This is a genomic window from Pseudoalteromonas nigrifaciens (assembly GCF_002221505.1).
GTDB lineage: Bacteria > Pseudomonadota > Gammaproteobacteria > Enterobacterales > Alteromonadaceae > Pseudoalteromonas > Pseudoalteromonas nigrifaciens.
Genome location: NZ_CP011037.1, coordinates 303,893 through 319,385, shown reverse-complemented (window position 1 = coordinate 319,385; position 15,493 = coordinate 303,893). Strand labels below are relative to the sequence as shown.

Below are 15,493 nucleotides of genomic sequence, written 5' to 3'. Positions count from 1 at the left end.
AAAGTGCTGTACACCTAAAAAACAATGCTGATGAATAAAGTAAATGCTGTCATATTTTTTAATATTACCCATTAATAAAAAATGACTTTATAAGCATTGAACTTGTGTAGAACTAGTGCGCTAAATTTACTGTGCTACTACCGTTAATATTGTAATAACCATCACAAAAATAAGCTTACCTGTTTCTATATGGGTAAATTTAAACTTACTAATAAGAGATCCTAGCCAATGAAAAAAGTGCTGGTAATTGGCTACGTATGGCCAGAGCCCAACTCATCTGCTGCAGGCACGCACATGATGTCGTTATTAAATGCCTTTAGAGCCCAAAACTGGCAAGTAGAGTTTGCAACGCCGGCACTGCGCACCGAGCACATGGTCAACCTTGACGACTTTGGTATTAGTAGCCAGAGCATTGCGCTTAACTGCGAAAGTTTTGACGATTACGTTAAAGCATATGCTCCCGATATCGTTATGTTTGATCGTTTTATGATGGAAGAGCAGTTTGGTTGGCGCGTTGATAAGCATTGCCCGAATGCGCTGAAAATTTTAGATACCGAAGATCTACAATGTTTGCGTAATGCGCGCCACGAAGCCCACAAAGGCGAGCGAGAATTTACCACTAACGACTTGCACTCAGACATAGCAAAACGCGAAATTGCAGCCATCTTACGTTGCGATTTAAGCCTTATTATTTCTAGCTATGAAATGAGCTTACTTAATGATGTATTTAAAATAGAGCCTAGCTTATTACACCATTTACCTTTTATGGTCGATTTAAACACATTGCCCACCAGCACTAAAACCTTTGAGCAGCGCCAACACTTTATGACCATAGGTAATTTTAGGCACGCGCCAAACTGGGATGCTGTGCTTTATTTACAACAAATTTGGCCACTTATTCGCAAGCAACTGCCTAAAGCTGAGCTGCATATTTATGGATCGTACCCGCCGCCAAAAGCAACTGCACTTAACAACCCTAAATCGGGGTTTTTAATTAAAGGCTGGGCCGATAATGCGTTTGAGGTAATGCAAAGCGCACGAGTATGTTTAGCACCACTGCGTTTTGGCGCAGGTATTAAAGGTAAATTACTTGAAGCCATGATTATGCAAACCCCAAGTGTTACCACTAATATTGGCAGTGAAGGTATGCATAATGAGTTATCTTGGCCTGGAAAAATAGCAAACACCGCCGAAGATTTTGCAAATGCAGCCGTTGAAATGTACAACAATCAAAGTGAATTTGAACAAGCACAACAAGATGGCAATACACTACTTAATACGCTGTATGACAAAGCCCAATTAAGCGCTGCGTTAATTCAAAAAGTCGATTCAATAAGTAGCGATTTAAATGCCCATCGCGAAAAAAACTTTACAGGCCAAATGCTCAAATATCATACAATGCGCAGCACACAATACATGTCGCAATGGATAGCTGAAAAAAATAAAAAATTAGATTAAAAATGACTAGACACACACCAATTAGTGTTTAAAATCGCGCCCATTAAACGTGGGCAAATTTTTAATACCAATCTACCTTAAACGGTACAATTCAGCGAGAATTAAAATGAGCCTAGACAAGGCGCTTGAATGATAAAATAGTGGTTCTATTTTGAGTTCGAGGAACGCAGTATAAGCTCATTTAAAACTCGCCCAAGGGAGCTCACCAGTGACATTTCTTCTTCGTTGGCAACTTTTGAAAGGGAACCACCCTTCCTACATGTTGCCCACTTGAATCAAAAGCCACTGGATGAACTCTGAATTAGCACTTTTTATGGCAGATTAGTATTTTTTGTCTATATTTTTAGCTTAGTTATTTAACCGTTGGCTTAAAAGCATTTGAAAAACGCAACCTTTACAGAAAAACGCAAATTTATCGTTAAATTAGGTAAAATGCTGCACAAATATGGTACGCCCGCATACCGCTTAGAAGCGCATTTAATGGAAGTTGCGACCTACTTAGACCTTAAATCGTCGTTTGTTATGTCGCCTACCTCTGTTACCTTTGTTATTTGGACCGACGGCCACGAAGACGAGTATACCCATGTTGCACGGGTAGATCCTGGCGATCACGACCTAGGCTCACTTGCCGACACCGACGACTTAGTTAATCAAATGCTTGATGGCAAGTTAACCTTGCACGAAGTGGACGAACAGCTAGACATTATTTTTGTTGCTCCTAACTCTTACAATAAACTCACTACAGGCATTGCGTTTGCCACATCTGGTGGTGCGTTTGCTATGTTAATGGGCACCAGCTGGTTTGATGTAGCTTGGTCTGCGTTACTCTCATCTCTTGTATACTTGTTTGTGCTTTGGTCGGGGCGCTCAAAACGTGTCGCCCACATGCTTGAGCCTTTGGTAGCAATTGTATCGTCAATCGTTGCCTGTGCTATTAGTGTTTATTTTGCCCCAGAGATCAATATACGTTTAGTGGTACTGTCGTCCATCATTGTATTTATTCCGGGTTTAGCATTAGCCCTAGGATTAGCAGAACTTGCAGCAAGGCACTTAGTGTCGGGTACAGCACGGGTGATGGACTCATTCATGTTGCTGTTTAAACTCTACTTTGGTGGTTTTATTGGCATAGGTATTGGTTTTGCATTATTTGGACAGGCCGACTTTGTGCAACCTGCGCCACTGCCAGCGTGGACGCCTTGGCTTGCTATATTTTTGCTGTGTAGCAGCCTAATAGTCATATTTAGAACCAAGCTTAAACATGCCGTGTGGTCTATCGCATCTGGCTTTATTGCTTATGGCACCAGTATTGGCTCGGCTATGTATCTCGATTACACCTTAGGGACCTTTGTTGGCGCATTAGCCGTTGGCATATTTAGCAACTTATTTAATCGCGTGGCCAACGCCCCCGCTTCTATTGTTGCTATGCAAGGCTTAATTGTATTAGTACCGGGTAGCAAAACCTATATTGGCTTAAATTCGCTTATTGAAGGTCAAGACTTTGTTTATGCAGAACATATAGGCCAGCAAACGTTTTTAATTTTTATGTCGCTAGTAGCTGGGTTAATTTTTGCCAACGTAGCACTACCACCTAAAAAGAGTTTGTAACGCGCTTTTCTCACCTATCCATTAATTAAAATATACGCCAACATTTGTGATAAAAGTTGGCGTCATTACTTTTATCACCGCTTTATCCATTAACCTTTATAAACAGTGTGTTAATCGCATTTTTTAGCCTATTACATCAGCCTTGATATACTGCCAAGTTAACGTGTATATAAAGGAAAGTTTAATGTTAAAACTTAGCTTAGTGCTTGCAATGGGATTATCTAGCTCATTGGTAAGTGCTTCAACAGTATTAACGGTTGAAGATATCCCAAAAATTCAATCAGTTATTCAAACCAGTATTAGTCCAGATGGCGATAACGTCGCTTTTACTCGTTCGGTGCCGCGTGAGCTGTATGTTGATGAAAATGGCACTAACTACCGTGAGCTGTATGTGGTTAACGACAAAGGTGTAGAGCGCCCTTTTATTACCGGTTCGGTTAGTATTAGCAGCATTCAATGGTCTAACAACAGTAAAACCATCTACTTTTTAGCAAAATTAAAAGATGACAAATTTACCGCGCTTTATCAAATTCCGGTTGATGGCGGCCAAGCACATAAAGTACTGTCATTAAAAGATACCTCTATTTCAAGCTACGCACTAAGCCCTGACAATAAACACCTCGCTATTTTGGCAATGCCAGCAGCTGATAAATCTGATAAAGAGCTTAAAAAATTAGGCTTTATGGCAGAGGTATACGAACAAGGTTTAAAAAACAAACAGCTGTTTATTGCTGATTTAAAACAAACCGATAAGCCACTTTCACCTGCCGCGCTCAATGTAGCTAACTATGTTAGTGATGTTAACTGGGCTGCCGATGGCAAAAAGCTACTGGTTAAAACTCAGCCTACTGCGTTAATTGATGATAAGTACACAAAATCACAATGGCACTTGTTTGATATAGCAAGTAATCAAGTAACTATGTCGTTTGCCACAGAGGGTAAACTTGGTACAGCAGAGCTTTCTCATGATGGTCGTTATATCGCAATTTTAGGCGCACAAGATAAACACGATCCTGCTACTGGTCGCTTATTTTTAGCCGATACAAAAAGCGGTAAAGTAGATGAGTGGTTACCCAACTTTAGCGGCCACGTAGCCGATATTGAATGGCAGAATAAACGCAATACCTTAAACTTTATTGCCAATGTAGGCACCCAAAGCTTTGTCGGCAGCATTAAAACCGGCAGCAATAAATACAAAAAAATAGTTAAAGAAGGTCAATTTATTGCCTCAAGCCTAAGTATCTCTGCTTCAGATAAAACCTTAGCGCTGCGCGCCAATACCGCAAAACATCCTAACGAAGTGTTTATTGTTCGTAGCAAAAAAGCAGAGCGTTTAACCGATTCAAACACGTGGCTAAACGACAAGCGCTTTGCCAAGCAACAAACAATTAATTTAAAAGCCCGTGACGGCGTAGAAATTGATGGTGTACTTGTGTATCCGCTTGATTATAAAAAAGGGACACGTTACCCATTAATCATGTCGGTACATGGCGGCCCTGAAAGCCATGACAAAGACGGTTGGTTAACTAACTACTCACGTCCTGGTCAAATGGGAGCAGCTCGTGGTTACGCTGTATTTTATCCAAATTATCGTGGCTCAACGGGTAAAGGGGTTGATTACTCTAAGCTTGGCCAAAATGACTACGCAGGCAAAGAGTTTGATGACTTAGTAGATTTTAAAAACCACCTTGTTGATATGGGTTTAGTAGACACTAAACGTGTTGGTATTACTGGTGGCTCATACGGCGGTTATGCTTCTGCGTGGGGCGCAACAAAATTAACTGAGCACTTTGCTGCCAGCGTAATGTTTGTTGGCGTATCTAATCAATTATCTAAGTTTGGTACTACCGATATATCTAACGAAATGAACCTAGTACATGCTCGTTCATACCCTTGGGATAAATGGCAATGGTACTTAGAGCGCAGCCCTATTTATTGGGCTGGACAATCTAAAACACCATTATTAATTATGCACGGTAAAGACGATCCTCGTGTACACCCAGCGCAATCAATGGAGCTATACCGTTACATGAAAGTGCAAGGTAAAGACGTGCGTTTAGTTTACTACCCTGGCGAAGGCCACGGTAACCGTAAAGTAGCAGCTCAGTACGACTACAGCTTACGTTTAATGCGTTGGATGGATAACTACCTGATCGATGGCAATAAAGACATGCCCGCGTTTGAAATTGACCACGCAGCTAAACTTAAAGCAATAAAAGACGCAAATAAATAGCTAGCTAAATACGGTTATGAATAAGTAAGTTATTTTATTACAGGGCTAGTAGCAATATTAGCCCTTTTTGTTGTTAGCTTTATACAGTGCATAGTAATTTTTACACACCTCTCAAATAATCTCTTTGTAATAAAAACAAAACCCCTTGTATTACAGTGTATTAAAAATGGCCTTATATTTGCTTCATATTATTTAAACAATGAGTAAAGTAGGAAATAAAATGAATATTTTTGAAGCACTAAGCGCCGATCATGACATACAGCGTAAGTTAGTAGATGCGCTTATTCAAACTCATGGTGATACAGATGAGCGTCAAAAGTTAATGCTTGAACTAAAAACACAGCTAAAACAACATGCAAAGTTTGAAGAGCGTTATTTTTATAACCCACTGATGTTTGAAGATCTAACCCATGAAAAAGCCCGCCATAGTGTGGCAGAACATCATGATATTGATGAATTAATTGAACAACTTGAAGAAACCGATAGGAGTTCACCAGCGTGGTTGGTTGCTGCTAAAAAACTCCATCATTTAGTGCATCATCACTTAGATGAAGAAGAGCACGAAGTATTTCAACTAGCCGGCAAAGCACTAACCGAAGGGCAAAAAGAAAGCTTAGCTGAGCACTACAACGATGCAATGCACTAACTGCATGCAGTAACTACTTTATACGCTATAACTTTAACTTTGATACACTCCCTTGTGTACTATTTGGTTATAAGCCAAGCGGCTTATAACCAATTTTTTATGTATTACTTTATAGTAAATTTTACGTCTTGGTCGCGCAGTAAATACAACGCAAAACACGCAGCCCACATTGGCCATGCAGTAAAGAATAATAAGTTGTTAAAGCCATCTATGTACTGGTTGTACGATGAAAGTGTAGACAAGCCATGCATTACAAAAATGATTCCGTAAGTAAGTCGCTTTTTAATACCCGCCAAAAATGCTAAGACTAAAACTAATTGCAGCGCACCTAACACATACGCCACTATATCTGTTGACCCACTAATGCCATAAAACTTTTCAAAAATACCGGCGCTATGTGCCGGATTCACAAATTTATCCAGCGTCCACATTATCATTACAGTGAACTACCCACCGACGCCACTACGTGTCGATCAATGGGCTTCTACAGTCTAGCTTATGAATGCTAGGCTGCTTCTTTTTTTCTCAGATCCAACAGCAAACTTCGATAGCTCGAAGACTTTCATTTTATTAGCTGCTTTCCGCTGAGAAGTGGGATTAACCCTTGCGACGATTCCAGCCGCTATTAAGTCTAACTCACCTGTGTTCGCTATGCTTTTAGCCGCTGAAAGGTCCCGATTTTGATGCACTCCGCAAGCCACACAAATGAAATGTCTATCGTTCAATGTTAAAACATGGTGCTGGCCGCATTCAGAACAAATCCCAGTCGATTTTTCAAATCGACCAATTTCATGATAGAGCTTGCCTGCAAGCTCAGCCTTGTATTTTGAAAGCTGAGTTATCAGAGCCATCACATTGTCAGCTACCATACTGCCATTGAATTTTTGCATCGCTTTTACGTTTAAATCTTCAAACACTAAAATGTCATTTTCATTGGTTATCTGTCGTGAGATTTGGTGTGCAAAGTCGAGCCTTTGCCTTGAGATCTTACCGTGTAATTTATTGATGCGTTGTCTTGTTTTGTGCCAGCGATTTGAGCCTTTATTTCGGCGGGCAAGCTGACGTTGCAATTGATTTAATTTGGCTTTTGATTGCGTTAAAAACTTTGGATTGTCGGCCACGTAGCCGTTCGAGCCAACTACCGTTTGCTTTGAGTTAATGTCAAAACCTGTGATTGTTTTTAAAACGCGAAGCGCTGTTTTGCACTCCACTTCTTGAGTAATACTGCATTCCCATTTACCGTGGCGAAACTGAACAGTTACCGTTTTGATTTTGCTAGCCAGTTCGCGATGTAAAATGATAGGCACTTTACCAACTTTTGGAATACTGATAGTGCCATCTTCAATACGGATGCAATTAGAATTGTTTACCGCTCGAAATGAATCGTTATGAAGTTTTTTCTTTTTGTATGAGATTTTATGCTTTGGAAAGCGCTGCAAACGGCCTTTCGAGATTGCGTTCTTTAACGCTGTTTCTAAGTCGCGAGCAACTTGCTGAGCTGCTGCCGAGTCAAAAGACTTAATCCACGTAAACTCTTCAAAAGGCTTTATTTCCTTAAGAAGCGAGGCCATATCATTGTAGAACAAGAATGTTTTATCGAACTCATATCGACGCATATTTTCAGACAGTAATAAGTTCCAAATACCACGCGCAGTCGCGCCAAACTCTATGAGTTTAGCTTCTTGTTCTGGTGTAGGATTCAGTCTGTAATTGTATCTAAGCGTCTTTTTCATACACTGTATAGACTACTGTATATGAAAGGGTTGTCAAGATAGAATATGAGTAAGCGCGCATTTAAGCAGTGCGCTTAGCTATAATCGAAGTCTAGCTGCACATTCCACGGCATTAGGTCGGTAAAATCATCATCACCCTCATCTCGATTCGGCAACGTTTTAAATAAATGCACAAAGTAGTAATAAGGATTGATGTCATTGGCACGGCAGGTCATCACAATACTATAAAGTATCGCGCTGGCCTGAGCACCATTAACCGATTTTGAGAATAGCCAGTTTTTTCTACCAGTGGTAAACGGCCGAATATCTCGCTCAGTAATATTATTATCAATCCCTAGTTCGCCATCTTCACTATACCGCATTAATTTCGGCCATTGATTAAGCGTGTATTTTATCGCTTTGCCAATATAACTCCCCGCCGTTACTTTACCTTCGGCTTCATCAAGCCACGCTTTAAAGTGCATTAATATGGGTAAGGCTTTTTCTTGTCGTAACTGATACCGCGCTTGAGGAGATAACTGTTTGTTTTTAGCGTGGGTTTCCAGTTTATATAATTGGCTGATAAAGCTGATGGCTTTATGCGCTCGACCTTTGTTTTTCGACTCTGCTTTTAAGGCATCGTTATATTTGCGTCTAGCGTGTGCCCAGCAACCAACAGGGGTAATGCCTTCAATACCGTCATAAACACGGTAACCGTCGCACTGTAAATAGCCTTGATAACCGGCAAGAAATTCTTTTGCGCAAGCGCGACTTCGACCTGCTTGGTAATCGTAAATCACGACAGGCTCACGGCTGACCTCATTGCTGCGATAAACCCACATGTAGGAATTGCTGCTAGGGTTGTCACCTTCATCTAACACTTGTGTACGGGTTTCATCGGCACATAAACTATGCTCACTAAGCAAGTGACGTTGCATGGCTGCCACTAAGGGGCTGATTAGCAGGCCCGCTTTAATACACCAATTAGCTAATGTTCCGCGCGATAGTTCAAGGCCGCCACGGCCCAGTATGTCAACGAAACGATAAAGCGGTAAGGCATCGCAGTATTTGCCCGTAACAACCGCCGATAACGCTTCTGGACTCGCAATGCTGCCAGGAATAGGCTGCTTGGGTTTAGGCGCGGTGATTATTTTACTGGCCAATTGTTCATGCTCGCAATGTCTGCAAGCATATTTAAATTGTTTGTGCTTAATGACACTGACTTTCGCCGGAATAATCTTCACTTGCTCGCTGTCTTCACTACCACATTGATGTAGTTGTTCACCGCAACACTGACACGTTAACTCGGTTAAGGTGTGCTCAACTTCTTCTCGTTCAAAGTGCTCAGCCAGTATTTGTTTACCTTTCTTATGGTGTTTAGGCGGCTCAGTCGTTTTATGCTGCTCCGCTTCATTGAAGGTGCCCCGTGGGGCTTTTTCACTTTTTTTACCGTATTTTTGGGATTTACTTAACTTAAGCTCAGCAAGCAAGTGGTCAATCCGCGATTGCATTTCAACCTTATCTTCTTGCAGTGAAATTTTATCTTTTTCTAAGCCATCAAGCTTAGCCTGCATAAGTGCAAGCTGATTTTGTAGTTCGGTGATGAGAATAGTGTCTGGCATTTTAATAGCATGACACATGGGAAAGATCGTTCAAGTAAAAAAAACGATCTGGTTAATTTATATCACTGATAACCCTGATAAAGTTGAGTGGCGGGTTTTATTATTTACCGGTAAGCCAGATAATAACCATTGTAACTGCCGTTGTTCAATCCCCATGGCTACGTGTGCTTGAGCATGATTTGGCCATTGAAATCGTCCTTGCTCTAAGCGACGATAATAAAGCCAAAAACCATTGGTATCCCAAAACAAAATTTTTAATTTATCGCGTTGTTTATTACAAAAAACGAACCACGCTTGGCTTAAAGGATCGAGAGATAGGGTATCGCTGACAATAATACTTAACCCATTGATTGATTTTCGCATGTCGGTGAATCCCGTGACCAAGTAAACTTGGTGGGTGCAAGGTGTCACAGTACGCTCAATAATTTGGCGAGTGCTTGGTGCGCTAATGTCGACTCGAAGTCTATTTGATAGCCGTTTGGTGTGGTGAGTTTAATGATTGAAGGGTGTGTAAAGGCTTGCTCATGAATAACAAACGGGATCACCTGTTGCTTTTTAACCCTTATCGTTTCGTCAGAAAGGCGTTTACGCCAAACATAGAAAGTCGATGCGTTAATGTTGTTATCACGACAAAATTGAATGATGGCTAAACCACTCGATTTTTGCTGCTCAAAAATGCCTTGCCAGTGTTTTATTTTTTGCTGTTTATTCATAATTACCTCAGGTTAATATGCTGAGTAAATTATGCATAGGTAGCATTAATATTGGTATGTGGGTTTAATTGCGCGCTTACGAATATGAAACTAAATCACACTGCAAATATCTAATAGCGTTACATTTAATCTTAGTTGTGAAATATAGAAGGCAATTGCTACAAGGTAACTTAGGTGAATTTGTAAAACAAAAAATTTCTGAAATTGCAGAGCGCTCAGAATTTAATATTGAAGAGATCGAGGTAGACAAAGATCATATACACATATTGCTTACGATTTCCCCGACCATTTGTGTTGCGAGTTATGTTCGTAGAATTAAACAATCAACGACACAAAGCCTATGGTCGAGATTTAAGTGGTTGAAAAAGCAATTCTGGATTGAGAAAACCTTTTGGTCTGACGGGTATTTTGTTTGCTCAGTTGGAAATGCTTCTGCTGATACAATTCGAAAATACATTCAAAAATCAGGGCTAGTTATTCCTATTCATCCCATCGACGCCGCTTCGCGTCGATCAATGGGTTTTCTCGGAAGGATTCGATAAAAATATTAATAAACTATTAAATTACCAAGACCGTATAACTTGGTTTTTATTTCAAAAAAGCATAATTATTTTTAATTACCCTTACCTACTTAGCTTATTAACAGTTAAAGCACGGCTTATTTTAAGTATTTAAACGCTGTACATAAAAGCTAATAAATATAATAGGTTAACTGCTGGCAAGTAGACTACAATTTAAAAATATGTTTAAAAGCAATTATTTATAATCTGTGTAATATCGTCACTCTATTGCTATTTTTTTACAAATGAAACGGCAATATTTTATTAGCACGCTTTAAACGCAGCTGTTTTGTTATGCCCTAAAAAATAAAAAGAATCGAAACTTTACTGAAAGTTATTTTTACACCTTTCGGTCTTTATCATCATCAACTATTAACAAGAAAGAGAAAGCCCTTGAAATACCAATACTTAGCCCTATCGTTAGCAAGCGTATTAAATACCCCACTGCTGGCGCAAGCTGCCCAAAGCTCAACAGTAACAACCAATAACACCATAGAGCACATTGAAGTAGCTGGCCAAGTTATTAAATCTCAAGGCCTTTCAGTTAAAGATGCCAGCATAGATGGCCCATTTGGCGACAACTTAGCACTAAAAGACATAGCACGTTCGGTAACGCCTATTTCGAGCGAGCTAATAGAGCAGCTTAACATTACCACGTTACAAGATGTGCTTGCAGTAAGCCCTAATACCTATTCAGCCAGTGGTTTTGGCGCGCCAAGTTTACCCACAATACGCGGCCAATTAGGTGAGCTTTTTCAAGATGGTACACGTCGTCAAGCGGGCAACAATGGCTTTGGTGTACCGTTATCGTTCAACGCTCTAGAACAAATAGATGTAGTAAAAGGTGCGCCACCGGTATTATTTGGCTCAAGCCAACGCAATGGTGGGTTTGTAAACTTACACTCTAAAAAAGCCGCTACAGACGAAAGTAAAGGTAAAGCAAGCTTATCGGCAGGACGATGGGATCAATATCGTGTACTGGTTGACTACAGCGCCCCCATAGTAAAAGACAAAGTAGGTTTTAGAGTTAGTGCAGAGCATATTGATAACGGCAGTTATTACGACTACTCTGGCACAAAAAGCGACAGCTTATTTGCAGCCCTGCGTGTATTTCCTGATGATAAAAGCAGCTGGGATCTTAATTTTGAATTATACCAAGTTGAATTTACCGATAACGCCGGTATTAACCGCCCTACTCAGGCGTTAATAGATGACGGACTGTATATTACCGGCCAAGGTGTGCAAGCAAATGGTAGCACTGTACCTTTAGCGGGTTCGATTATTTCGCCAACCGGGCAAGTTAAAATAGACCGTAGTACAGTACTGACCGATCCTGATAATCTAAACGAAGCCACTACTTACTTACTACACAGTATTTATAAACGTGAGCTTTCTAGTAACGCGTCAATTAAAAACATTTCCTACTTTCAGCATTTACAACGTGATGAAATTGCACAAAACAGCTTTGTTGAAATTATAGATGGTGCCGATACCGCGCAAAACCGTACCGAGCTTACCTACCTTTGGAATAGTAACCAGCAAACTATTTTTGCCTTTGATGTACGTTATAACCGCGTATTAGGTTACAGCCAATTTACCACCGAAGCCGACTTACCCATAGATTTAACTGGCCCACTTTCAAATAGGCGCATTCCTTTAACTGATGCACAACAAGCACGCTTTGTTGAACTTCGCCCAGGTGTATTTGTATCGCCGGGTGGTCAGTACGATATTAATAACGACGGCAGTGGCGACTTTAACTTATCAGACACCACAGACTCACGCTCATGGCAAACAGGGGTGGCTATTCAGCAAGATTCAGATTGGACTAGTAAGTTTCATACCAGTGTTGGCTACCGCGTTGATTTTTATGACGTACAAGCAAACGACCCAATAGCACCTGTAGGGCAAATTGCCGCCAGCGACAGTATTAACGACACTTTGCATTCAGGGCAAGTAAGTTTTAATTACCGACTAAGCGATGATTACACCACTTATGGCGCAGCAAGTTACAACGAAGCCACATCAAATAGCATGGCTGGCGGCACTACACTTGGCGGCGACAATACCATTAGTGCGCAAAATTTTGCCACCGAAAATACCCTAGTTGAGTTTGGTTTAAAATATGCACCAACCAATAGCGATTGGTACGCCGATGGCGCAATATTTAGCCAACGCCGTAGTTTACGTAACCGCGATGGCAGTAATACCGGTATTCGCACCACAGGTTTTGAAAGCCAAGTATTTTACGATGCCTACCCGTACTGGTTAAGCGCAGGTTATAGCTACATTGACGCCCGCTACGATAATTCTGCAAGTAGTCAAGATTCTGCCCAAGTAGCCGATGCATTTGACAACTCACGCCCTAATATTATTGCAGGCACCAGTGTGGGCGCTCCTAGTTTTACCGCATTTGCGCCTTCAAGTAGCCAAGTTCAAGGCATTCCAGAGCAGTCTTTTAGCTTTAACGGAAATTATTCAATTAATTCGAAATGGCAAACGGGTTTTTCAGGTCTATATACAAAGAGTTACCCATTAGACTTTTTGGCAACCGTACATATTCGCGATCAGTACACATTAAACGTAAATACTAGCTATGCTTTTACGCCTAGCACCAAGTTACGCTTAGATGTAAACAACGTTACCAATCAAAAAAATTGGCGCCCTGTATTTGAAGGCGGTTATTTTGGTGCAACCTTGGCTTTTCCTGAATTACCAATAAACGCCAAGCTGACGCTTACGCATAATTTTTAAAGGCAAGTTTGAAAGAGAGAGAACATGATTAAAAAAATACTTTTGTTATTGATTGCAGCGGTCGCCATCAGCCTGTTCTTTCATTTTGATTTGCACCAACTACTTACGCTTGAGGGCTTAAAAGGGTCGATGGATCAGTTTAGCCAATATAAAGCGCAATCTCCGCTATTAATCATTGGCGGATTCTTTTTATTGTATGTGGTGGTTACTGCATTGTCTTTACCGGGCGCGGCTATTTTAACACTGGCAGCGGGTGCTTTATTTGGCTTAGTTGAAGGCTTATTGGTTGCATCGTTTGCATCAACCATAGGTGCCACACTGGCCTTTTTAGTATCACGTTACTTATTGCGCGATACCATTAAAAAGCGCTTTCCTGAGCGTTTAGCAGCCATTGATGCAGGCGTTGAAAAAGAAGGCGGCTTTTACTTATTTACGTTGCGTTTAGTGCCGGTGTTTCCGTTCTTTTTAATCAACTTGTTAATGGGCGTAACAGCCATCAAGTCATGGACTTTTTACTGGGTAAGCCAAGTGGGTATGCTAGCCGGTACATTTGTATTTGTTAATGCCGGTACGCAGCTTGCTCAAATAGAGAGTTTATCGGGCATTTTATCGTTGGACTTAATTTTATCATTCGCTTTATTGGGCGTATTCCCATTTATTGCTAAAGGGATCTTAAACGTGTTTAAAAAACGTCGTGTATACAAAAACTATACTAAACCTAAAAGTTTCGACCGTAACATGATTGTTATTGGCGCGGGTGCTGGTGGTTTGGTAACAAGCTATATTGCCGCTGCTGTTAAAGCAAAAGTAACCCTTATTGAAGCGGGCGAAATGGGCGGCGACTGTTTAAACTACGGCTGTGTTCCCAGTAAAGCGATAATTAAAAGCGCTAAAATTGCAGAGCAAATTCGCCACGGTGAACACTACGGCCTAGAAAACATGACACCGCAGTTTTCGTTTAAAAAAGTAATGGCCCGTGTTCATAAAGTAATTGCCGATATAGCACCACACGACAGCGTAGAGCGCTACACTAATTTAGGCGTAGACGTAGTAAAAGGTTACGGTAAATTAATTGACCCGTGGACGGTAGAAATTAAACTCAACGATGGCGGCACACAAACATTAACGGCACGTACTATTGTAATTGCCACTGGCGCACGCCCATTTGTACCGCCACTACCCGGTATAGAAGAAACTGGTTATGTAACAAGCGATACCTTGTGGGATAAATTTGCAGCGCTTGACGAAGCACCTAAAAAGCTTGTAGTACTTGGTGGTGGCCCAATTGGTAGCGAATTAGCACAAAGCTTTGCCCGTTTAGGTTCAAGCGTTACGCAAATTGAAATGGCGGAGCGCATCATGATCAAAGAAGACGTTGAAGTATCTACCTTTGCTCATGAAGCATTGAGCGAAAGCGGCGTTAACATTTTAACCTCGCATCAGGCATTACGCTGTGAAGCGCGCGACGGTAAAAAGTACATTATTGTTAAACGCCTTAACGAAGGCAATAATGAAGAAATTGCTATTGAATACGACGAACTGCTATGCGCTGTTGGCCGCAGTGCCCGCCTTAAAGGTTACGGCCTTGAAGCGCTAGGCATAGAAACAAACCGTACAATAGTCACTAACGAATACCTAGAAACGCTATACCCTAATATTTTTGCCGCTGGCGATATTGTTGGCCCGTACCAGTTTACGCACGTAGCCGCTCATCAGGGTTGGTACGCAGCAGTAAACGGCTTATTTGGTAACCTTAAAAAGTTTAAAGTAGATTACCGCGTTATTCCATGGACCACCTTTATTGACCCAGAAGTGGCACGTGTGGGTTTAAACGAGCAAGATGCAATTGATAAAGGTATCGATTTTGAAATCACTCGTTTTGAGTTTGAAGAGCTAGACCGCGCAATTACCGACAGCGCCACAAAAGGCTTTATTAAAGTAATTACCCCTAAAGGCAAAGACAAAATACTCGGTGTAACTGTGGTCTCTGAACACGCGGGTGATTTAATTGCTGAATTTGTACTGGCCATGAAACACGGTTTAGGCCTTAATAAAATACTGGGCACTATACACAGCTACCCTACTTGGGCTGAAGGCAACAAATACGCTGCAGGCGAGTGGAAACGCGCCCATGCACCTGAAAAAGTACTTAACCTGCTCGAAAAATATCATACGTGGCGTCGAGGCTAA

At 41.1% G+C, this 15,493-nt stretch carries 10 protein-coding genes and 2 pseudogenes; 7 read left to right on the top strand and 5 right to left on the bottom strand.

The window, feature by feature from the left end; all coding sequences use genetic code 11:
• Positions 1–228 precede the first annotated feature (228 nt).
• The 4 genes from PNIG_RS17940 (at position 229) to PNIG_RS17925 (ending at position 5,942) form a co-directional block, all read left to right on the top strand.
• The gene (locus tag PNIG_RS17940) at positions 229–1,458 is read left to right on the top strand and encodes a glycosyltransferase (RefSeq protein ID WP_089369161.1); all 1,230 of its coding nucleotides are present in this window, start codon (positions 229–231) and stop codon (positions 1,456–1,458) included.
• Between the two features lie 378 nt (positions 1,459–1,836).
• On the top strand, positions 1,837–3,063 hold the full coding sequence (locus PNIG_RS17935) for a threonine/serine exporter family protein (protein WP_041454906.1): 1,227 nt from the start codon (positions 1,837–1,839) through the stop codon (positions 3,061–3,063).
• 184 nt (positions 3,064–3,247) lie between these two features.
• The gene (locus tag PNIG_RS17930; RefSeq protein WP_089369160.1) at positions 3,248–5,296 is read left to right on the top strand and encodes a S9 family peptidase; all 2,049 of its coding nucleotides are present in this window, start codon (positions 3,248–3,250) and stop codon (positions 5,294–5,296) included.
• Between the two features lie 220 nt (positions 5,297–5,516).
• Positions 5,517–5,942 carry a hemerythrin domain-containing protein gene (locus tag PNIG_RS17925; protein WP_089369159.1) on the top strand — a complete coding sequence of 142 codons (426 nt, stop codon included), beginning with the start codon at positions 5,517–5,519 and terminating at the stop codon, positions 5,940–5,942.
• 104 nt (positions 5,943–6,046) lie between these two features.
• On the opposite strand, the pseudogene PNIG_RS17920 reads toward PNIG_RS17925, so the two are convergent.
• The 5 genes and pseudogenes from PNIG_RS17920 to tnpA (PNIG_RS17900) all read right to left on the bottom strand — a co-directional run.
• Positions 6,047–6,388, bottom strand: a pseudogene (locus PNIG_RS17920) (hypothetical protein); the annotation flags it as partial.
• A gap of 45 nt (positions 6,389–6,433) precedes the next feature.
• Complete coding sequence (locus PNIG_RS17915) at positions 6,434–7,675, bottom strand: RNA-guided endonuclease InsQ/TnpB family protein (RefSeq protein ID WP_089369158.1); 1,242 nt, start codon at positions 7,673–7,675, stop codon at positions 6,434–6,436.
• Between the two features lie 74 nt (positions 7,676–7,749).
• Positions 7,750–9,294, bottom strand: a complete 1,545-nt coding sequence (gene tnpC, locus PNIG_RS17910; RefSeq protein ID WP_086960352.1) for an IS66 family transposase — start codon at positions 9,292–9,294, stop codon at positions 7,750–7,752.
• Positions 9,295–9,333: 39 nt separating this feature from the next.
• The gene (tnpB, locus tag PNIG_RS17905; RefSeq protein ID WP_254910727.1) at positions 9,334–9,687 is read right to left on the bottom strand and encodes an IS66 family insertion sequence element accessory protein TnpB; all 354 of its coding nucleotides are present in this window, start codon (positions 9,685–9,687) and stop codon (positions 9,334–9,336) included.
• Positions 9,684–9,989 (bottom strand): IS66 family insertion sequence element accessory protein TnpA, encoded by a 306-nt coding sequence (tnpA, locus tag PNIG_RS17900; RefSeq protein ID WP_010555472.1) that lies wholly within the window; start codon positions 9,987–9,989, stop codon positions 9,684–9,686. The genes tnpB and tnpA (PNIG_RS17900) overlap by 4 nt, the downstream gene beginning before the upstream one ends.
• A gap of 68 nt (positions 9,990–10,057) precedes the next feature.
• On the opposite strand from tnpA (PNIG_RS17900), the pseudogene tnpA (PNIG_RS17895) reads away from it, so the two are divergent.
• The 3 genes and pseudogenes from tnpA (PNIG_RS17895) to PNIG_RS17885 all read left to right on the top strand — a co-directional run.
• Positions 10,058–10,459, top strand: a pseudogene (gene tnpA / locus PNIG_RS17895) (IS200/IS605 family transposase); the annotation flags it as partial.
• Between the two features lie 483 nt (positions 10,460–10,942).
• Positions 10,943–13,303: a TonB-dependent receptor gene (locus PNIG_RS17890; RefSeq protein ID WP_089369157.1), complete on the top strand. Its 2,361-nt coding sequence runs from the start codon at positions 10,943–10,945 to the stop codon at positions 13,301–13,303.
• A gap of 24 nt (positions 13,304–13,327) precedes the next feature.
• The gene (locus PNIG_RS17885; protein ID WP_089369156.1) at positions 13,328–15,493 is read left to right on the top strand and encodes an FAD-dependent oxidoreductase; all 2,166 of its coding nucleotides are present in this window, start codon (positions 13,328–13,330) and stop codon (positions 15,491–15,493) included.